The sequence below is a fragment of the Streptomyces sp. NPDC004788 genome (assembly GCF_053601115.1).
Genome location: NZ_JBSGBF010000022.1, coordinates 23252 through 43219, shown reverse-complemented (window position 1 = coordinate 43219; position 19968 = coordinate 23252). Strand labels below are relative to the sequence as shown.

Sequence of the window (19968 nt, the reverse complement as noted above, 5' to 3'; positions counted from 1 at the left end):
GGTTGCCCGGCGCGCGACATACTGAGGCCGTGCGAGTGCTGGTGATCGAGGACGAAGAGCGGCTGGCGGCCTCTCTGCAGCGTGGCCTGTCGGCGATCGGTTACGCCGTGGACGTGGCCCACGACGGCGTCACGGGACTGCACATGGCACGGGAGTTCCCGTACAGCGCGGTGCTGCTGGACATCATGCTTCCCGGACTCAACGGCTACCAGGTGTGTTCACGGCTCCGCGCCGAGAAGAACGACGTGCCCGTGCTCATGCTGACGGCGAAGTCGGGCGAGTACGACGAGGCCGAGGGGCTGGACACGGGCGCCGACGACTATCTGGCCAAACCCTTCTCGTACGTGGTTCTTGAGGCGCGGCTCCGCGCTCTGCTCCGTCGCGGCGGCTCTCGAACCCCGACAATTCTCGAATCAGGCGATCTCTGGCTGGATCCCGCCCGACGGGCATGCGGCCGAAAACAGACGCCGATCTCCTTGACCCCGAAAGAATTCGGCGTACTGGAAAGCCTGCTGCGGCACAGTGGTGAAGTAGTGACCAAGCGCGATCTACTGGAAGAGGTGTGGTCCGCGGATTTCTTGGGCGACCCGAACATCGTGCAGGTCTACATCAGCGCGGTCCGGCGGAAAATAGATGTGCCCTTCGGAACCGAGTCCATCGAAACGGTCAGAGGAGGGGGCTATCGCATCCGTGATACGAGCAGCGACTGACTTCGGCACCCGGCCGCCGCGCCCCGCCTGGGTCACGGCCCTCACGTCGGCCCTCGGGGTCGTTCTGGCGGTCGCATGGCTCCAATACGCCGACCACCTGGCCGGACCACTCGCGCCCGCGGGGCCCGAGCGTTTCGCCACCGATCGCATCGGACCGCAGATCGAGCTGCTGAGCCGGCCGGGCCTGCTCCTCGGTACGGCCGGCGTGGCACTGGCGTGCTGGTTCTCCGCCAGGGGCCACACCGCAGCGGTACGCGCCCGCACGTCGGCAGCCGCCGCCGGCTCGGTGTCGGTGCTCTACTTCACCCAGGTGCAGTGGGTCGAGCACTACAACTCCGTCCTCCCCTTCGACACTGCGGACGCCGCACTCTCGTGGGGACCCCTCTTCATCGCACCGGCGACCGGGCTCCTCACCGGCATGGCCGCGTGGACCGCCCTGGGCAACGGCGCACCGCGCATCCCGTTCCGGAGCCGTCTCGTCCTCACAGCCGCGGTCACCAGCGCGGCGCTGCTGCTCCTCGCGGTCCATCTGCTGCGTCAGGTGCAGTACGAGTGGGGCAACATCGACACCGTCTACTGGGTGGCGCTGTCCACCGGCGCCCCAGCCGTCGGCATGCTCACCGGGTTGCTCACCCATGTCACCGCGAGTCGCTCCCTCCGACCGGTCGAGGCGATCCGTCAGCAGCTGGCCCACATCACCAGCCACTCCCTGGACCAGCGCGTCCCCGTCCCGGAGACGGACGACGCCATCGCCAGGCTGGCGTGCACGACGAACGACACCCTCGACCGACTGGAGCAGGCGTCCACCCGGCAACAGCAGTTCGTCGCGGATGCCGCCCATGAGCTCCGCAGTCCGCTGGCCGCCATGCGTGCGCAACTCGAGTCAGCCCTTCGGCACCCGGAAGGCGTCGACTGGCCGTCCGTCGTGCGCGAGTCGGTGGCGGACGTCGTTCGCCTGCAGGCTCTGGCCAATGATCTGCTTCTGCTCGCGCGCATGGACGGCTCTCCGCGTGCTGCGCCGGCAGCGGAGGAGGTCGACCTCTCCCCGCTCGCGGAAGATCTGGTCCGGGAGCACCAACACCTGCCCACGGCCCGAGGGCTGACCCTGACGTGCGACGTTCCCGCCCACGCGACGGTCCGCGGAAACGCCGTGCAACTGGAGCGCCTGCTGCGCAACCTGCTCGGCAACGCCTGCCGCCATGCTCGCCACCGCGTCACCGTCCGCTCATCGGTCGAGGCGGGGACGATCGTCACCGAGGTCATCGACGACGGGCCCGGCATCCCGCCCGCCGACAGGGAGAAGGTGTTCGAGCGCTTCACCCGACTCGACGAGGCACGCGCGCGCTCCGACGGCGGTGCCGGCCTGGGCCTGCCCATCGCCCGGGAGATCGCCACTCGGCACGGAGGAACGCTCGTGGTCGCGGACAGCGCCGAGGGAGCCCGACTCGTCGTCCGCTTCCCCCTGAGCAGCGAGACCGAAGCTCCGCCGCCTGCTCCTCCGCCTGCTCCTCCGCCTGCTCCCACGCCCGCGCGGGCTTGATCTAGAGCGCACTCCAACGTCTAGCGTCGCGCTGTCGAACGGCAGACCGATCAGGCAGGGGAGAACATGGGCGTGTGGTTTGTCACCGGGGCGGCGCGGGGGCTCGGGGCCGCGGTCACTCGGGAGGCGTTGGGGCGGGGGCATCGTGTGATCGCTACGGCCCGGGACGTGGCGGCGGTGCTGCGGGCCTATCCGGAGCGGCCGGCGGGGCTGTTGGCGCTGCGGGCGGATGTGACCGAGGCCGGGGAGCTGGCCGGCGCGGTGGAGGCCGGAGTCGCGGAGTTCGGGCGGATCGACGTGGTGGTCTGCAATGCCGGATACGGGCTCGTGGGCGCGGTGGAGGAGACGTCCGACAAGGCGGTGCGGGAGCTGTTCGACGTCAACGTGTTCGGGGTGCTGAACACCTTGCGGGCGACGCTGCCGACCTTGCGGGCGCAGCGGTCCGGGCACGTGCTGAACATCGGCTCCGTCGGCGGGTTCGCCACCGCGCCGGCGGTCGGGCTTTACGGGGCGTCGAAGTTCGCCGTCGAGGGGATCTCCGAGGCGCTGCACGCCGAGCTGGCCCCGCTGGGGATCCGCGTCACGATCGTCGAGCCGGGGGGCTTCCGTACCGATTTCCTGAACGGCTCCAGCATCCGGATCGAGCCGGCCTCCATCGGTGACTACGCCGCCGGCGCCGGGCCGGTGCGCGAGGCGCTGGCGCAGGTCGACGGGCGTCAGCCGGGCGATCCGGTGAAGGCCGCCAGGGCGATCGTCGACGTCACCGAGGCCGCCGAGCCGCCGCTGCGGCTGCAGTTGGGCGCGGACGCCGTCGAGCGCGTCGAGGCGAAGCTGGATCTGGTCCGGCGGGAACTCGACCGGTGGCGGCAGGTCGCCCTCTCCACCGACCTCGCGTAGCGGTCAGCGCAGTTCTTCCGGGCAGGCCGTGCCGCGCGGGAACAGTTTGTACGGGGCGCCCAGGCGGTACGTGCCCGGCTTCGGGGCCAGCAGTTCGGTCCACTCGTCGCCGTCCGCGTCCGGAGCCGACTTCAGCAGACAGCCCTGCTCGTTGGCGAAGACCCTGGGCGGCTCCTTGCCGGAGTCGGTGGCGGACTCGCGGGCCTTCTTCGACGCCTCCGTCTCCTGCGGGGGTTCGATCTTGGCGCCGTCGGCGTCGAGGAGCGCGAGCCACGGGGAGTAGGGGACGCGGATGCGGACGCGGCCGGGGGCGTCGAGGTGGAGGACGACCTCGTTGGCACCGGCGCGTTCGACGCGGGCGGGCGGGTCGGCGAGGGGCATCGGGTCGGTGACCTCGTAGAGCCGCCAGTTGTCGTCGGACCAGACCTGCCTGAGGTACGGCAGGCCGTCGTCGACCAGCTCGGCCTCGTGCTCGGCCCCCGAGTCCGGGGCGCCGGTCGGGAGGACGACGTAATGGACGGCCCAGCGGTCGAGCCAGTCGTGGTAGTTGGCGGCGTTGAGGGTGTCGTCGTAGAAGAGCGGGTTGCGCTCTATGTCGGCCTGCCGGTTCCAGCCGCGGGCCAGGTTGATGTACGGGGCGAGGGCCGAGGACTCGCGGTGGCTGGAGGCCGGCACGACCTCGACGCGGGCCTGCTCGGCGCCGCGCACCTGGAGCTGGTTGATCAGCGGGGCGACCTCGCGCGCCCACGAGGCGTCCGGGGCGGTGCGGATCACGTCGTCGACGCCCTTGAAGCCGATCCACACGTTGAGGCCGACGAAGGCCAGCACGATCGCGTACCAGCGGCGCGAGCGCGGCCATGAGCGCCCCTCCCGGCGGTGGCCGGAGGAGTACGGCAGGGCGGCGAGCAGCACCACGCCCGCGAAGAGCATCGGGAGCCGGGAGACGTTCGAGCCGATCTGCGAGTCGATCAGCCAGGTCAGCAGCGTGCCGGCCGCGTACACGGCCGCCGCCGTCCGCACCGTCCGCCACTCCCGGGGGACCAGGACCAGCACCAGGACGCCGAAGAGGAACGGCAGGCTCATCGACATCAGCGACATCGGCTGCGTGCCCGAGAACGGGAACAGCCACGCCGACAGCGCCACGACCGCGACCGGGGCGAGCCCGAGGGCGTACGCGCCCGGCCGCCGCTTGTTGAGGAAGAGCGCCGCCGCGACCACGCCCAGGAACAGCCCCGCCACCGGGCTGCACGCCGTCGCGATCCCGGCGAACGGCGCGGCGACCGCCGCCTTCGCCCAGCGCCGGTAGCGCCAGCGGTGCGGCCAGCAGAACACCGCCGCGACCGCCCCCAGCGCGAACATCATGCCGAGCCCGAACGTCACCCGCCCCGACAGCGCGTTGCACAGGAACGCGAAGACCCCGGCGAGCGCGCACGCGAGCGGATTGCGCACCGCCCGCACCCGCACCAGGATCAGCGCGGTCAGAGCCGCCGACAGCGTCCCGGCGATCATCATCGTCGTCCGCACGCCGAGCAGGGACATGACGTACGGGGACACCACGCTGTACGAGACCGGGTGCATCCCGCCGTACCAGGCGAGGTTGTACGCCGAGTCCGGGTGCCGCCCGACGAACTCCGCCCAGGCGTCCTGCGCCGCCAGGTCCCCGCCGCTGTTGGCGAAGAAGAAGAACCAGAGGAGGTGGGTGAGCGCGGCCGCGGCCGTCGCCACCAGGACCGTGAAGCGGCGCTTGTCCCGCCAGGACGGGGACACGACGTCCACGGGCGCGGGCGGCCGCGGAGACGGCAGATCTATTCGCGATGGTGAAGCAGAGTCCATGGGTCCGGCCTCGGTGGCGCGTGTCGGCTCGACGGTGGTCAAACTGCGGCCCTCTCCCCTGTCCCCTGCCTCTGCTGCCCTTCTCTCGTCCCCGACCGAACGCTAACAGGCAGGCGCCCGGGTGGCTCCCGGGCGCCTGTCCACATCGGTCCAGTCGGGTCATGCGACGCGACCGGGTCGGCCCAGCCGGGGTGATCCCGGCCGGGTCGGCTCAGGCGGGTCGGTCCCAGCCGGGTCGGCCCAGGCGAGTCAGCCCAGGCGGGTCAGCTTCTTGTCGTAACCCGGCTCCGCCAGGTCCTTCTCCAGGGCCACCGGTGCGCTGACCTTGCCGGTGCCCGTGCCGATCGACACCTCGCCGACCACGTCCCCGGCCTTGCCCTTGTGCGGTACGGCCTTGCCGGTGCCCAGCGCCAGGGAGACCTTCAGCCCCGGCCAGCCGATCGCCTTGACGTCCTTGGTCGCGACGACCGGCGTACGGCCGCCGAGGCCGTCGTCCACATAGCCGACGACCTGCCCCTTCTTCACCACCGCGGCGGAGGTGACGACCTTCTGCGCCTTCTGGATGACCTTGAGGCTGTACGCGATCGCCAGGTCCAGCTTCTGGTAGAGCTGCGTCGCGTTCTTGGCGCCCATCGTGACGCCGACGATCCGGCGCTTCTCGCCGTCGACCACCGTGTACGCGGCCCACAGCAGGTTGCCGCCGGCCGGCGTCGACGAACCCGTCTTGATGCCCGCCACACCCGGTTCGAGCAGGATCGTGTTGTTGTTCTCGATCCGGGTCGGGATGCCTTCGACCGTCACGTTCGGCATGTCCACGACCTCGCGGAACACGTCGAACTGCATGACCGCCTTCGCCAGCTTCAGCTGGTCGAGCGGGGTCGACATGGTCGTCGACTGCAGACCGGACGGGTCCGTGTACGTCGACCCCGTCATCCCCAGCTCCTTGGCGGCGGCGTTCATCTTCGCGACGAACGCCTCCTCCGAACCGGCGTCCCAGCGGGCGAGCAGCCGGGCCACGTTGTTGCCCGAAGGGATCATGAGGAGCTCAAGGAGCTCCTTCTCCGAGTAGCGCTGGCCCTCCTTGATCGGGGCCGTCGACTCGTCCTTCGCCTTCGCCTGCTCGCCGGCGGTCTTGTCGACCTCGATCTGCGGACCCTCGTCCTTCCCCTTGATGGGGTGGTCGCGCAGGATCACGTACGCGGTCATCGTCTTCGCCATGGACGCGATCGGAGCCGGCTGCTGCGCCCCGTACGTACCGAGCGAACCGACGCCCTCGACCTCGGCCGCGCCCTGGCCCTCGGACGGCCACGGGATGTTCGGCTCACCGCCCTCGAAGGAGAACTGAGGAGCGGCGGAGAGCACCAGCTTGGGGTCCGGGAGCGGACGCACGATCTGTACGACCGCAAACACGACCAGGAGGAGCAGGACCAGCGGGGTCCAGATCTTCACCCGGCGCACCGTGGTCCGCAGCGTGGTCTCCGGCGGCGGCGGGGTGTTCGTCAGCTCGGCGAGGATCTCCAGCGGCGGGCGCGGCGGCAGCGGCTGCTGCTTGGTCCGCTCGGGCTCGGTGAGCGACGGGGGTACGGGGACGGGTGCGGCCTGCGCGGACCTCGGCGCCGCCTGGGGCTCCGCCTTGGGGGCGGGCGCAGTTGCGGGCGCGGAGGCGGACCCGGAGGCGGAGGCGGACGCCGGCTTCGCCTGCTCCTGGGTGATGTCGCCCTGGAGCGGGCGGAAGGTGGACCTCGGCGGCAGCTTGAGCGCGGTCGTCGGCTGGTCGACGACCGGCGGCTTGACCGCCTTGAAGACGGCGGTCGGCTGGTCGACGGGCTGGGGCTTCGACTCGGCCTTCGACTCGCGCGCGGGCTGCGGCTCGGACTCGGCCTTCGGCGCGGGCTCCCGCTCCGGCTTCGACTCGGGCGCGGGCTGCGGCTTGGGCTCGGCCTTCGGCGCGGGCTCCCGCTCCGGCTTCGACTCGGCCTTCGGCTCCGGCTTGGACTCGGACTTCGGCTCGGCCTTCGCCTGGCCCTCGGCGTCGTCCGTCGGCCCAGGCTTCGGCTTCTCCTCCGCCTTCGGCTCGGACTTCGGCTCGGGCTCGCGCTTCGCCTCCGGCTCGGGCTCCGGCTCGGACTCCGGCCCGGACTTCGGCTCGCTCTCGACGGGCTTGCGCACGGCGAACCAGGACTCGCTCGCGGCGGGCGCCCCGGCCTCCGGCCCGGACTTCTCCTGGACCTCGGACTCGTCCTCGGGCGCGACCTCGGACTCGTCCTCGCCTCCGGCCGGCGCCGAGGACTCCCCGGCCTCGTCCTCGTCCTCCGCCTTCGCCGACGCCTCCCCGGCCGGCTCCACGGGCTCCTCGGCCGCCTCCGGCTCCCCCGGCTCGTCCTCCGGGGCCGTGCGCGGGGCCAGCGCCTTGAAGACCGCCGTCGGCTGGTCTACCCGGTCGCGGTCGCGGTCGCGGTCCTGGACGACCGACAGCCGCGGGTCCCGGCCCTCACCCTGCTCCGCCTTGTCGGGGGACTCGCCCGCCACCGTGCCTCCTCCGTGCCTTCACATGACTACTACGAACGAACAACCAACAGTGTCCTGTGCGAACCCCTCGGCTCCCGTGCTAGACGAGAACGACATACCTACTGGTTCCCGGACGAAGCACCCAGGCACTCTCGACAGATGAATGTGAGAGGGGTCACCCTGTCATTCATCCACGCGGGGAGGCATGGATGGGCAGGAGCCGCAGAACTATTCCGGAGGAGCTTCTGCTGCTCGCTCTGGACCCGGCCACGGGTACCACAGCGCAGCCGCAGTCGCTCGACCTCGGCCTGGCCGGAGCACAGCTAGTGGAGCTGGCTCTGGCAGGACGGATAGCCCCTGACGGGGATCGTATCGCCGTGGTGATGCCACGGCCGACCGGAGATCCGACTCTGGACTCCGCACTGGAACTGCTGCGCAGGCGCGGCAGTCCGGTACGGGCCGTCCACTGGATCGGCGGGCCCCGACTGGGGCTGCGCCAGACGTATCTCTCGCATCTGGAGCGATGCGGCATGGTCCATGCCGTGGAGAGCCAGATGTGCGGGGTGTTGCCGACGACTCGCTACCAGGCGACGGACACGGCCATCAGCCGGGAGATCAGGGCCCGGCTGGACAGTGCGATCCGCACCGGCGTACCGCCGGACCCGCGGACCGCGGCGCTCGCCGCGCTGGCCCACGCGGTCGGTCTCGGCAAGCACCTGTACCCCGGCAACGAAGGACGGTCGTCGCGGTCCCGGCTGCGCGACCTGATCCGGCACGACCCGATGGGCGGCCTCGTGGCCCACGCCGTCCTCGACGTCCAGAACGGTGCGGGCGCCCAGCCCCGCCGTAGCGCGACGGGCAACGCCGGCAGCACGACGGCGGGCGGCGCGGTGCCGTCCCAGCCGCGCCGCGCAACCATGGCGCGCGTCGCCATGTGACGACGGACCCACCGCAACACACCGCAACACGTCACGTCGCGACACCACACCGCACCACACCGCACCACACCGCACCTCACCGCAAGACCCGAACCACCCAGGCCCCCGGCCCCCGGTCCCGCCCCCACGCGGTCGCCCGGGCCCCGGGCCCCACTCACCAGCGGTCCACCACCGGTTCACCACCGGTCCGCACCGGTCCGCACCGGGAGCCGCATACGTGTGCGGGGCGGTCGTCTCACGACCGCCCCGCCCGCGCATCTCTGGTCGTTTCCCAGCGCACACCGCACCTTTGGTGGCAGTCTGCCAAGCAGTAGATACTCACAGCTACGCAGCCGACAGCCGGAGGTGCAGTTTCCGTGGCGTCCAGTGTCAACCCCACCGTCAGGCGACGCCGATTGGGCCAGGAGCTGCGCCGGCTCCGGGAGGCGAAGAACATGACGGCCGAGCAGGTCGCCGAGCGTCTGCTCGTCTCCCAGTCCAAGATCAGCCGCCTCGAGAACGGCCGGCGTTCGATCAGCCAGCGTGACGTCCGCGATCTGTGCGGGGTGTACGAGGTCGAGGACGAGCGCGTGGTCGACTCGCTGATGCAAATGGCCAAGGACTCGCGCCAGCAGGGCTGGTGGCACGCCTTCGGCGACATCCCGTACAGCGTCTACATCGGTCTGGAGACGGACGCGGAGAGCCTGCGGGTCTACGAGCCGCAGATCATCCCGGGGCTGTTGCAGACCCATGCCTACGCGGAGGCGGTGATCGCGGGCGCGCTGCCGGAGTCGACGCAGGCCGACATCGAGAAGCGGGTCCAGGTGCGCACCCGCCGCCAGGAGCGGATCAGGGAGGACGGCGAGCGTCCGCTGCGGCTGTGGGCGGTCATCGACGAGGGTGCGCTGCGCCGGGTGGTGGGCGGCCGGCAGGTGATGGTGGAGCAGCTGGAGCACCTGGTCGAGCAGTCGCACCTGCCGCACGTGACCGTGCAGGTGCTGCCGTTCCACATGGGCGCGCACCCGGGCATCAGCGGGCATTACGCGATTCTGGAATTCCCGGACACCTCGGACTCCAGCGTGGTCTACATCGAGGGCGTGACGAGCGACCTCTATCTGGAGAAGGCGCAGGACGTCGGCAAGTACAGCGTGATGTACGAGCACCTGCGGGCACAGGCGCTGAATGCGGACGACACCCGGGCGTACATCATGAAAATGGCGAAGCGGTACGCCGACGCCGGAACCGACCTCGACGGAGAATCGGACGATTGAGGGGCGAATGAGGAACTCCGCGGGCGTCCCGGCCTGAATCCCGTCATTCGGCGGCCATTCGGCCGGGGCGCGGGGGAAGAGGCCGGTACGGTACACCCCCGACTCACCGCGGCGGAAGCTCACTTGGAATATGCCATCCGGTCGAGTGAACGCCGGTCCCGCAGGACGGGGCGGTGCGAGTAGCGTCGATCACGTCCGCCAGGAACATTGGCGGAAACCCGACGCACCACTCGTAGAACCGGAGTTGAGCAGAATGGCCATTATCCAGGGCGCGACCGACAGCTGGACGAAGTCCTCGTATTCCGGCGGAAACGGCGCCTGTGTCGAGGTCAAGTCCCCCGTCGTGAACGCGATCGACGTGCGCGACTCGAAGGCACCGGAGGGCCCTTCCCTCTCTTTCGGCCCGGCCTCGTGGAACGCGTTCGTGGGCGAGGTGAGCGCCGGGGCCGTGTGACCCCGCGCGCACTTCGCACCGCATTGGCGCAATCAGCGCAGTACGGAATGAGCCCTCTCGACCGGTCCGCCGTCCTGGCCGAGGGGGCTCGGCGTTTTTCCGCCGCCACCGACCGGCGCCGCCGTCACCGTCACCGTCACCGTCACGGTCGCCGTCACCTCAGCTCGTCCACGTACCGGTCCGTCCCCGGCATTGTCGGGACGAACGGCGCCACGAGCTCCACCCGGCCGCCCCACTCCACGGAGGCGAGGTCGGCGAAACGGTCCGCCCAGCACGTGCGCGGGTCGGCCTCCAGGAACCACAGCAGGGTCAGCCGGGTGTCGACGCCCTCCACCTGCTTCACGTACGTCATCCGGTCGCCGGGCAGCGGCGTGGGCCGGAAGACCGTGACCATCGCGGCCGGCGAGCCGGCGAGCCGCCGCGGCAGCTCGCGCGAGCGCAGCCGCTCGACCAGTTCGGCCCGCCGCTCGGGCCCCTCCGTGTCGATGACCTGGAGGATCAGCCCGCCGTACGGATGGTCGAGGGCGTGGAAGTCGCGCGGCCCGGCGGCCCCGTCGCGGTAGACGGTCACCTCGTGGTCCTGGAACGAGGTGAAGACGTGGGTGCGGTCGTGGTAGACCCGGGCGTCCCGGTTGAGGCGCTTGTTGATGGCGACGGTCCACTTCATGTGCTCGTCGTAGCGGCCGTCGGTGATCCAGTACGTGGAGAGGTAGCAGCCGGCGGTGACCGGCTGGGCGACCGCGGACTTCTCCGGGCCGCGCAGGAGCTGGAGCTCGCGCGTCGCGACCCAGCGGCGGCCCGCGTACATCCAGGGCATGGCCATGGCGCCCGCGTAGTAGTGGTCGTCCTCGTACCAGCGGTTGTAGGCGTACTCGTGGCCCGGGTGGGGTTCCACCATGGTGATCAGGGCGTGCCCGGGGCGCACGCCGTACGGCCCGACCGCCGCCAGCTCCCCGTACGTCTCGCTCGTCCGCGGATCGCTCGTCCGCGGCTCGCTCGCGCTCGGTTCGCTCGCGCCCGGTTCGCTCGTCCTCGGTTCGGTCATCCTCGTTCCCCTTCCCTTCCCTTGTCGGCGACACGGACCTACTCTGACGGACCGTCAGATACATGACCAGGGTCCGGGAGGGCGTCGATGCTGCTTCAGGGAAAGACCGTCGTCGTCTCGGGCGTCGGCGCCGGGCTCGGGCACCGGATCGCCGAGACGGTGGTACGGGACGGGGGCCGCGCGGTCCTCGGCGCGCGCACCGGGGCCAACCTGGCCAAGTCGGCCGCCGAGATCGACCCGGACGGCACCAGCACCGCCTACCGCCCCACCGACATCACCGACGAGGCGCAGTGCGAGGCGCTGGCCGCGCTCGCGGTGGACCGGTTCGGCGGGATCGACGCCGTCGTCCACGTGGCCGCCTGGGACTCGTACTTCGGCGGGCTGGAGGACGCCGACTTCACCACCTGGCAGGGCGTGCTCGACGTCAACCTGCTCGGCACCCTGCGGATGACCAGGGCCTGCCTGCCCGCGCTCAAGGAACGGGGCGGCTCGGTCGTCCTGATCGGCACGCAGTCGGCGGTGGCCGCACCCTCGCAGGTGCGGCAGGCGGCGTACGCGGCGTCCAAGGGCGCGCTGACCTCGGCCATGTACTCGCTGGCGCGCGAGCTCGGCCCGCACCGCATCCGGGTCAACACCGTGCTGCCGGGCTGGATGTGGGGGCCGCCGGTGCAGGCGTACGTCCGGTTCACCGCGCACACCGAGCAGGTCCCGGAGGCGGAGGTGCTCGCCCGGCTCACCGAGCGGATGGCGCTGCCGGAGCTGGCGACGGACGGCGACGTCGCGGAGGCGGCGGCCTTCCTGGCCTCGGACCGGGCGCGGGCGATCACCGGACAGTCACTGCTGGTCAACGCCGGCGAGCTGATGAGATAGCCCCTGGGCCGCGGCTATCCCCTCGGATAGCGGGCGAGCCAGCCCGAGGCCGGGTCCGGGACCGACGGACCGTGCAGCGCCGGGCCCTGGGTCATCTCCAGCGCGAAGTCGTCGGCGAGCGCCAGGACCGTGGCCCGGCCCTCCAGCTCGACCAGCCAGGCGGGCGGCAGGGCCGTCTCGCCGTGGAGCGCGCCGAGGAGGGCGCCCGTGAGGGTGCCGGTGGCCGCCGACGGGCCGTCGTGGTTGACCGCGAGGCGCAGGCCGTGACGGATGTCCTCGGCGACCAGGGCGCAGTAGACGGCCGCGGCGAGCTGGGTCTCCGCGCGGTCCTCGCCCGCCCCGAGGGCCGTGACCCGCTCCGCGTCCGGCACGCCCTCCCGTACGGCGGCGAGGGCGGCCTCCAGGGCCTCGGTGACCGGCTCGTGGCCCGGGCGCGGGGCCAGTTGCGCCTGGGCCGTGCGGACGGCGCCGTCGACGCTGTCGCCGCGGGCCACGCCGTGCACGACGACGGCGAGGGCGCCGGCCGAGAGGTACGCGGCGGGGGCGCCGTGCGTCTGGGCGGCGCACTCGACGGCGAGCTGGCAGACCAGCTGTGGCTCCCAGCCGACGAGCAGGCCGAAGGGCGCCGAGCGGACGAGGGCGCCGGAGTCGGCGGCCTCCGGGTTCTTGGGCCGGTCGAGCGTGCCGAGGACGTCGTCGCCGAGGCCGGTGAGGCAGGCCCGGGCCGGGTCGCGGCGGGCGTACAGCCACTCCTCGCGGGCCAGCCAGCCCAGGTCCCGCCGCCGTTCGTCGGGGCCCCAGTCGCGCTGGGTGGCGGCCCAGCGCAGATGGGCCCGGTGGACGTCGGTCGGCGGGTGCCAGACGCCGGTGTCGCGGCGGACCTGGGCGCGGATCAGGCCGTCGACGGTGAACAGGGACATCTGGGTGGCGGCCGTGATCGCGCCCCGGCGGCCGTACCCGGGGACCAGCTCGGTCAGGCCGCCCGGGCCGTGCGCCTCGCGCAGCGCGGCGAGGGTGCGGCCGGCCGCGCCGGCGCCGAACGCGTCGCCGACCGCCCCGCCCAGGAGGCAGCCGCGGACCCGGGCCCGGAAGTCCTGCTGCTCGGTGCGGCCCCACACGGCGGCGGCTGTGGTGGTCACGACGCGCCCTTTCCGTATACCGGTCACTGGTCCGTTCACTGGTCCGTCCCAGCACTGTAATGGACCGGATGCACTCGTTAAGGGGCCGGAACGTTATGTGTTCCGGCGCCCTTCAGGCCGTATTTGACCGTAGTTTTCCCTCATTCCTGCGACGGCAGCGGAAGGACCGGCAGCAGCTCCGGAAGGTGCCCGTCCGAGGCGCGGGCCGCGCGCCGCCGCTCCTCCGGGACCTCCCCGTACAGCGTCGTGCGCGGCCGGGACGGGCGGCCCGCGGCCTCGGCGATCGCCTCCAGGTCGCGGATCGAGCGGTACGAGCCGTAACTCGACCCGGCCATGCGGGAGATGGTCTCCTCCATCAGCGTGCCGCCGAGGTCGTTGGCGCCCGAGCGCAGCATCGCGGCGGCGCCCTCGGTGCCCAGCTTCACCCAACTGGTCTGGATGTTGGGGATGTACGGATGGAGGAGCAGCCGGGCCATCGCCGTGACGGCCCGGTTGTCGCGGACGGTCGGGCCGGGGCGCGCGATGCCCGCGAGGTAGACGGGCGCGTTGGTGTGGATGAACGGGAGCGTCACGAACTCGGTGAATCCGCCCGTCTGTTGCTGGATGCGGGCCAGGGTGCGCAAGTGGCCGAGCCAGTGGCGGGGCTGGTCCACGTGGCCGTACATCATCGTCGAGGAGGAGCGGAGGCCCAGCTCGTGGGCGGTCGTGACGACCTCGATCCAGGTGGCCGTGGGCAGCTTGCCCTTGGTGAGCACCCAGCGGACCTCGTCGTCGAGGATCTCGGCGGCCGTGCCCGGGATCGAGTCGAGCCCGGCCTCCTTGGCGGCGGTCAGCCACTCGCGGATCGAGAGCCCGGTGCGGGAGGCGCCGTTGACGACCTCCATCGGCGAGAAGGCGTGCACGTGCATGCCGGGGACGCGCTGCTTCACCGCGCGCGCGATGTCGAAGTACGCGGTGCCGGGCAGGTCCGGGTGGATGCCGCCCTGCATGCAGACCTCGACCGCGCCGACGTCCCAGGCCTGCGCGGCCCGGTCGGCGACCTGGTCGAGGGAGAGGGTGTAGGCGTCGGCGTCGGTGCGGCGCTGGGCGAAGGCGCAGAAGCGGCAGCCGGTGTAGCAGACGTTGGTGAAGTTGATGTTGCGGGTGACGATGTACGTGACGTCGTCGCCGACCGTCGCGCGCCGGACGTCGTCGGCGATGCCGCACAGGGCGTCGAGGGCCGGGCCGTCGGCGTGCAGGAGGGCGAGGGCCTGCGGGTCGGTGAGCCGGGTCGGGTCGTCGGCGGCGACGGCGAGGGCCTCCCGCACGTCACCGTCGAGCCGTTGCGGCACCATGCCGGGCGCGGCCGCCTCGCGGAGCGCCTCCCAGTCCCCGTACACCTCGTCGAAGTCCTCGCGGCGGTCGCCGGTTCGGCCCTCGGTGTCGATGGTGCGGTGCAGGTCGGTGCGGCCGACGGAGGTGAACGCCTCGTCGGGCTCCTGCCAGGGCAGGCCGCGGACGGGTGCGTCGGGCCGGGCGAGACCGGTCTCGGGATCCGCGAGCGCCCGCACGTGGGGCACGATCCGCGGGTCCAGCCAGGGCTCGCCGCGCCGGACGAACTCCGGGTAGACGCAGAGGCGTTCGCGCAGCTCGAAGCCGGCGGCGCGGGAGCGTTCCGCCAGCTCGTCGATCTGCGGCCAGGGGCGCTCGGGGTTGACGTGGTCGATGGTGAGCGGCGACACCCCGCCCCAGTCGTCGATGCCGGCGCCGATCAGGCGCTCGTACTCGGCGTCGACCAGGTTCGGCGGGGCCTGCAGGCAGGCGCTCGGGCCCATGATGAGCCGGGCGACGGCGACGGTGGCGACGAGGTCGTCGAGCTCGGCGTCCGGCATGCCGCGCATGGCCGTGTCCGGCTTGGCGCGGAAGTTCTGGATGATCAGCTCCTGGATGCCGTGGTAGGCCCGGCCGATCCGGCGCAGCGCGAACAGCGAGTCGGCGCGCTCCTCGTACGTCTCCCCGATGCCGAGCAGCAGCCCGCTGGTGAAGGGGACGGAGGACCGGCCCGCGTCCTCCAGGACGCGCAGGCGCACGGCGGGCTCCTTGTCCGGCGAGCCGTGGTGCGGCCCGCCGGGCTCGCTCCACAGCCGGGTGGCCGTCGTCTCCAGCATCATCCCCATCGACGGCGCGACGGGCTTGAGCCGCTGGAAGTCCGTCCACGACAGCACCCCGGGGTTGAGGTGCGGCAGCAGCCCGGTCTCCTCCAGGATCCGGATCGCCATGGCCCGTACGTACGCGACGGTGTCGTCGTACCCGTGCGCGTCCAGCCACTCCCGGGCCTCGGGCCAGCGGTCCTCGGGCTTGTCGCCGAGGGTGATCAGGGCTTCCTTGCAGCCGAGTTCGGCGCCCCGTCGCGCGATGTCGAGCACCTCGTCGGGGCTCATGAACATGTCGTGCCCGGCCCGCCGCAGCTTGCCGGGCACGGTCGCGAACGTGCAGTAGTGGCACTTGTCCCGGCACAGCCGCGTGAGCGGTATGAACACGCTCTTCGAGTACGTGATGACCCCCGGCCGCCCGGCCTGCGCGAGCCCCGCGTCCCGCACCCGCCCGGCCACCGCGACCAACTGCTCCAGATCCGCCCCCCGCGCCTGCAACAGCACGGCGGCCTCGGCCGCGTCGAGCGCCACCCCGTCCCGGGCCCGCCTGAGGGCCCGGCGCATGGCGTTCTCGGTCGGGGCGGAGTTGCGTGGTGCCTGGTGATCCGTCATGGACCGAGCATACGAGCGGGTCGATGCAGGTCACAGGTATCGGACGAAGTCGTCGAGAACACCGAGCACCTCCCGCTCGTCGCCCGGCCCGCCGTCCCGGCCGGACCGCGGGCGGCAGTGGCCGGTCAGTCGGTGTCCTTCGGATGCCGGGGTGCGGCGTACACGAGATGAACCGTCCTCCGCTCTTCGTCGACGAGATACCGCACCCGGCCGCCGGCCGTGACCTCGTACTCCCACTGCGGATACGCCCGCCCACCGAGGGTCGCGGTCGCCAGCCGGCCGCGCAGCCGGTGCTGCCGGTCCGGGTCGTCCTGCCGCAGCGGATCGCGGCGCAGGGCCTCGAAGCACCGTCTGGTGTTGCCGGGAGCCTCGGCACCGAGCTCGCCCCAGCCCTTGGCCGCCTCGTTCGTCGCGAAGCGCAACCGCCATTCGCCGCCTACCGGTGGTGGGGCGACGTCGTCGCCGCGCTTCGGCGTCACGGAGCTGTCACCTCTCCGTGGTCCTCGTCGGGGAGGGAGCGGGTGAGCTGGGCGGTGAGGGCCGGATCGGCGAGGACTCGTGCCGTCGCGCGCCACTCCACGATCGTGCGGTGCAGCGTGGCATGGACGTCCAACTGCGCGGCGTCGTACGTCGCGTCCACGAGGTCCTGTGCGAACTCGCGGAGCTCCTCGGGCGACAGGTGGCGGGCCCAGGGGAAGACCGAGGGAAGCGCACGCCCTATCACGCGGGCGCCGTCGTCGGCGGTGAGGAGCGCGGCGAGGAGCCGGGCCGTGACGTCGGCCGTCTCCCCGCGCTCCTGGTCGTAGCTCGCGGTGGTGAGGTAGAGGTCCTGTCCGTCGCGACGGGTGACGAGCAGCCGGTACGCCCTGTCGAGCCTCTCGGCGACCCGCTTCGAGTTCTTGGAGAGCTCGGAGAAGGAGACAGTGGGGGTCAGCATGAACCGACCATACTTCGGAACGTATTCCGAAGTCAATCGCGCGGAGTCAGTCGCTCACAGGTATCGGACGAAGTCGTCGAGAACACCGAGCACCTCCCGCTCGTCGCCCGGCGGCAGCTGGAGCACCACCTCCTCGCAGCCCAGCTGCTCGTAGTGCGCGAGCTTGCCGGGGGTGGGGAGGACCGCGTAGGGGACGACCTGGAGGGTCTTCGGGTCGCGGCCGGCCCGCTCCCACGCCTCGCGGAGCACGGGGAGCGTCTCCGTCAGGCCGCGGCCGCCGACCGGCATCCAGCCGTCCGTGCGGGCGGCGATCTCGGCGAAGAGCTTCGGGCCGGCGGCGCCGCCGAGGAGGGTGCGCGGGGCGCCGCCCGCGGGCTTGGGCCAGGCTTCGGAGGGGCGGAGGGAGGGGCCGAAGGAGGAGGCGTGGGCGGTGGGTTCGGGGGCCCACAGGGCGCGCATCAGGTCCAGGCGGTCGGAGGTGAGGGCGCGGCGGGTGGACCAGGTGACGCCGTGGTCGGCGGCCTCCTCGCGGTTCCAGCCGTAGCCGACGCCGAGGGTGAAGCGGCCGCCGGAGAGGTGGTCGAGGGTCGCGATCCGCTTGGCGAGGGCGATCGGGTCGTGCTGGGCGACCAGCGTGACGCCGGTGCCGAGGCCGAGGCGTTCGGTCACGGCGGCGGCCTGGCCGAGCGCCACGAAGGGGTCGAGCGTGCGCGCGTACTCCCGCGGGAGGGCGACGCCCGCCGGGTGGGCGGTGTCGCGGGAGACGGGGATGTGGGTGTGCTCGGGGAGGTAGAGCCCGGCGAAGCCGCGCTGTTCGAGCTCGCGGGCGAGGCGGACGGGCGTGATGGTCTCGTCGGTCAGGAAGATCGTGGTCGAGATCCGCATGGGGGCACGGTAGGGCGTGCGGCGCGCGATGTCTGCGGTTGTTCCCCCGCCCGGGGTTCCGATGTTCACGCGGCGCCCGGACAGTCGTCCGCATGACCACGACCTCCCGCCGCGCCGTCCTCGTGACCGGCGCCGCCACCGCCCTTACCTTAGGCAGCGTGAGCTTCGCGCACGCCGCCGAGAACGGTGCCGACCTCGTCCGCACCGTCACCGGCACCCTGCCGCCCGGCGCCCCCGACTTCCTCTACCTCCCCGTCGACCTCCCGCCCGGCGTCCGCGAGCTGCACGTCGGCTACGCCTACGACCGCCCCGCCGTCCCCGCCGGCACCCAGGGCAACGCCCTCGACATCGGCCTCTTCGACCAGCGCGGCACCGCCCTCGGCGGCCGCGGCTTCCGGGGCTGGTCGGGCGGCGCCCGCACCGAGTTCTTCGTCCGCGCCGACGACGCCACGCCCGGCTATGTCGCCGGGCCGCTGCACCCCGGCACCTGGCACGTGGCCCTCGCCCCGTACACCGTCGCCCCGCAGGGGCTCACCTACACCGTGACCGTCACCCTGCGGCTCGGGCCCTCCGCGCCCACTCCCCGCCCGGTCCACCCGCCCGAGCGGGCCCGCGGCCGCGGCCGCGACTGGTACCGCGGCGACTGCCACCTGCACACCGTGTACTCCGACGGCCGCCGCACCCCCGCCGAGGTCGCCGCGCTCGCCCGCGCCGCCGGGCTCGACTTCATCGCCGGCACCGAGCACAACACCCACGCCGGGCACGGCGCCTGGGCCGGCAGCGCGGGCGACGACCTGCTCATCCTGCTCGGCGAGGAGGTCACCACCCGCACCGGCCACGTCCTCGCCCTCGGCACCGACCCCGGCACCTTCGTCGACTGGCGCTACCGGGCCCGCGACAACCGCTTCGGGCGCTTCGCCCGCGAGATCCGCCGCGCCGGCGGCCTCGTCGTCCCCGCGCACCCGCACGCCACCTGCATCGGCTGCGCCTGGCGGTTCGGCTTCGGCGACGCCGACGCGGTGGAGGTGTGGAACGGCCCGTACACACCCGACGACGAGGTCTCGCTCGCGGGCTGGGACGGGGCGCTCGCGGCGGGCCGCTGGACGCCCGCCATGGGCAACAGCGACGCGCACCGCGACCCCGACCGGGTCGGCACCCCGCAGACCGTCGTCCTCGCCGAGGAACTGAGCCGCACGGCGATCCTCGACGGGCTGCGCGCCGGACGCTCGTACGTCGCCGAATCCGCCGCCGTCTCCCTGGACTTCACCCTCACCGACGGGCGCGGGCGCTCCGCCGGGCTCGGCGAACGCCTGACCGTCCCGGCCGACGCGCCCGTGACCGCCCGGCTGCGCGTCACGGGCGCGCCGGAGGGCGGCACGGTCCGCTTCGTCACCGACCAGGGCGTGCTGTTCACGACGCAGCCGCGGGACGGCGCCGCCGAGTGGACGACGACGGCCGCCAACGCCGCGTATGTACGGGCGGAGGTCCGCCACCCGGTCACCGCGCCGCCGCTCCCGGGCGCCCTGGCCGCCTTCACCAACCCGGTCTTCCTCGCAGCCGGTCAGCCCGCGACCCGCTGACGCCCCGCCAGTTCGCCGTAGCCGCCCCGCTCCCACACCCGCTCGCGGAACCGCTGGAGGGTGAGCGGGACGGTGTCCTCGCCGGGCACATCGACGAGGTGGACGGTGCCGCAGCGGTGGCAGTACCAGCCGTGCGCCCACAGCTCCTCCGCCTGCTGCCGCCCGCGGGTCCGCCGCGCGAACTCGCCCCGGCGCCGGACCAGGACGAGCGTCGCCAGGACGGCGACGCACAGCGCGAGGCCCGAGACCCAGCCGAGGAAGGAGAGGTCGGGGCCCAGGCTGTCGGGCGCCCCGAAGTAGGCGCCGTCGGGCACCTCCTCGAAGGCCCGCCCGGCGAAGACCCAGCCCAGGAAGGAGCCGACCGCCACGAACCCCGCGAAGGCGGCGACCCCGGCCAGTCCCTGGGCGGGCTCCTTGGGCACGGGCGCCAGCGCCTCGGCGAGCGCGGTGGTCACCCGCCGCGTCACCGTCCGCACGTGCCCGTCGCCGTTCCGCTCCCGGCTGGTGACGGAGTCCCGCCCGGCCAGGTACGCGGCGGGCACCGCCTGCACCAGGTCGTCCCGCCCGCAGCCCGGGCAGGCGCGGCCGCTGTTCGTATTCATGTTTCCCCCCGTTGGTCGGTTTCCGTACGGTAACCC

General features: G+C 72.6%; 17 protein-coding genes. 8 read left to right on the top strand and 9 right to left on the bottom strand.

Going from position 1 to position 19968, the window contains the following annotated elements; all coding sequences use genetic code 11:
* Nucleotides 1–29: 29 nt before the first annotated feature.
* The 3 genes from ACWEJX_RS12815 (at nucleotide 30) to ACWEJX_RS12805 (ending at nucleotide 3147) form a co-directional block, all read left to right on the top strand.
* Nucleotides 30–710, top strand: coding sequence for a response regulator transcription factor (locus ACWEJX_RS12815; protein ID WP_451607472.1), 681 nt, complete (start codon nucleotides 30–32; stop codon nucleotides 708–710).
* Entirely contained in the window at nucleotides 691–2250 is a 1560-nt protein-coding gene (locus ACWEJX_RS12810) for a sensor histidine kinase (RefSeq protein ID WP_451607471.1), read from the top strand. The genes ACWEJX_RS12815 and ACWEJX_RS12810 overlap by 20 nt, the downstream gene beginning before the upstream one ends.
* A 66-nt stretch (nucleotides 2251–2316) precedes the next feature.
* Nucleotides 2317–3147 (top strand): oxidoreductase, encoded by an 831-nt coding sequence (locus ACWEJX_RS12805; protein WP_451607470.1) that lies wholly within the window; start codon nucleotides 2317–2319, stop codon nucleotides 3145–3147.
* 3 nt (nucleotides 3148–3150) lie between these two features.
* On the opposite strand, the gene ACWEJX_RS12800 is transcribed toward ACWEJX_RS12805, so the two are convergent.
* Both ACWEJX_RS12800 and ACWEJX_RS12795 read right to left on the bottom strand, forming a co-directional pair.
* Nucleotides 3151–5022, bottom strand: coding sequence for an MFS transporter (locus ACWEJX_RS12800; RefSeq protein WP_451607469.1), 1872 nt, complete (start codon nucleotides 5020–5022; stop codon nucleotides 3151–3153).
* Nucleotides 5023–5229: 207 nt separating this feature from the next.
* A complete protein-coding gene (locus tag ACWEJX_RS12795; RefSeq protein WP_451607468.1) occupies nucleotides 5230–7509 on the bottom strand; it encodes a D-alanyl-D-alanine carboxypeptidase in 2280 nt (759 codons plus the stop codon).
* A 188-nt stretch (nucleotides 7510–7697) separates the two neighbouring features.
* On the opposite strand from ACWEJX_RS12795, the gene ACWEJX_RS12790 reads away from it, so the two are divergent.
* The 3 genes from ACWEJX_RS12790 (at nucleotide 7698) to ACWEJX_RS12780 (ending at nucleotide 10130) form a co-directional block, all read left to right on the top strand.
* Entirely contained in the window at nucleotides 7698–8426 is a 729-nt protein-coding gene (locus ACWEJX_RS12790) for a GOLPH3/VPS74 family protein (protein ID WP_451607467.1), read from the top strand.
* A gap of 356 nt (nucleotides 8427–8782) precedes the next feature.
* Nucleotides 8783–9676: a helix-turn-helix domain-containing protein gene (locus ACWEJX_RS12785; RefSeq protein ID WP_403800383.1), complete on the top strand. Its 894-nt coding sequence runs from the start codon at nucleotides 8783–8785 to the stop codon at nucleotides 9674–9676.
* Nucleotides 9677–9929: 253 nt separating this feature from the next.
* The gene (locus ACWEJX_RS12780) at nucleotides 9930–10130 is read left to right on the top strand and encodes a DUF397 domain-containing protein (RefSeq protein ID WP_403800380.1); all 201 of its coding nucleotides are present in this window, start codon (nucleotides 9930–9932) and stop codon (nucleotides 10128–10130) included.
* A 154-nt stretch (nucleotides 10131–10284) separates the two neighbouring features.
* Here the strand turns inward: ACWEJX_RS12780 and ACWEJX_RS12775 are convergent, their stop codons facing one another.
* The gene (locus tag ACWEJX_RS12775; RefSeq protein WP_451607466.1) at nucleotides 10285–11175 is read right to left on the bottom strand and encodes a hypothetical protein; all 891 of its coding nucleotides are present in this window, start codon (nucleotides 11173–11175) and stop codon (nucleotides 10285–10287) included.
* A gap of 87 nt (nucleotides 11176–11262) precedes the next feature.
* On the opposite strand from ACWEJX_RS12775, the gene ACWEJX_RS12770 reads away from it, so the two are divergent.
* Nucleotides 11263–12045, top strand: coding sequence for an SDR family oxidoreductase (locus ACWEJX_RS12770; RefSeq protein WP_451607465.1), 783 nt, complete (start codon nucleotides 11263–11265; stop codon nucleotides 12043–12045).
* Between the two features lie 14 nt (nucleotides 12046–12059).
* On the opposite strand, the gene ACWEJX_RS12765 is transcribed toward ACWEJX_RS12770, so the two are convergent.
* From ACWEJX_RS12765 to ACWEJX_RS12745, 5 genes are all read right to left on the bottom strand, one after another.
* Nucleotides 12060–13184: an ADP-ribosylglycohydrolase family protein gene (locus ACWEJX_RS12765; RefSeq protein WP_451607464.1), complete on the bottom strand. Its 1125-nt coding sequence runs from the start codon at nucleotides 13182–13184 to the stop codon at nucleotides 12060–12062.
* A gap of 140 nt (nucleotides 13185–13324) precedes the next feature.
* A complete protein-coding gene (locus ACWEJX_RS12760) occupies nucleotides 13325–15928 on the bottom strand; it encodes a bifunctional FO biosynthesis protein CofGH (protein ID WP_451607463.1) in 2604 nt (867 codons plus the stop codon).
* A 125-nt stretch (nucleotides 15929–16053) separates the two neighbouring features.
* Nucleotides 16054–16407 carry a hypothetical protein gene (locus ACWEJX_RS12755; RefSeq protein ID WP_451607462.1) on the bottom strand — a complete coding sequence of 118 codons (354 nt, stop codon included), beginning with the start codon at nucleotides 16405–16407 and terminating at the stop codon, nucleotides 16054–16056.
* Entirely contained in the window at nucleotides 16404–16865 is a 462-nt protein-coding gene (locus tag ACWEJX_RS12750; RefSeq protein WP_451607461.1) for a prevent-host-death family protein, read from the bottom strand. The genes ACWEJX_RS12755 and ACWEJX_RS12750 overlap by 4 nt, the downstream gene beginning before the upstream one ends.
* 54 nt (nucleotides 16866–16919) lie before the next feature.
* Nucleotides 16920–17750 carry a TIGR03619 family F420-dependent LLM class oxidoreductase gene (locus ACWEJX_RS12745; protein WP_451607460.1) on the bottom strand — a complete coding sequence of 277 codons (831 nt, stop codon included), beginning with the start codon at nucleotides 17748–17750 and terminating at the stop codon, nucleotides 16920–16922.
* Between the two features lie 92 nt (nucleotides 17751–17842).
* On the opposite strand from ACWEJX_RS12745, the gene ACWEJX_RS12740 reads away from it, so the two are divergent.
* Nucleotides 17843–19330 (top strand): CehA/McbA family metallohydrolase, encoded by a 1488-nt coding sequence (locus tag ACWEJX_RS12740; RefSeq protein ID WP_451607459.1) that lies wholly within the window; start codon nucleotides 17843–17845, stop codon nucleotides 19328–19330.
* Here ACWEJX_RS12740 and ACWEJX_RS12735 read toward each other — a convergent pair.
* Nucleotides 19312–19932 carry a hypothetical protein gene (locus ACWEJX_RS12735; protein WP_451607458.1) on the bottom strand — a complete coding sequence of 207 codons (621 nt, stop codon included), beginning with the start codon at nucleotides 19930–19932 and terminating at the stop codon, nucleotides 19312–19314. The genes ACWEJX_RS12740 and ACWEJX_RS12735 overlap by 19 nt on opposite strands.
* Nucleotides 19933–19968: the final 36 nt, after the last annotated feature.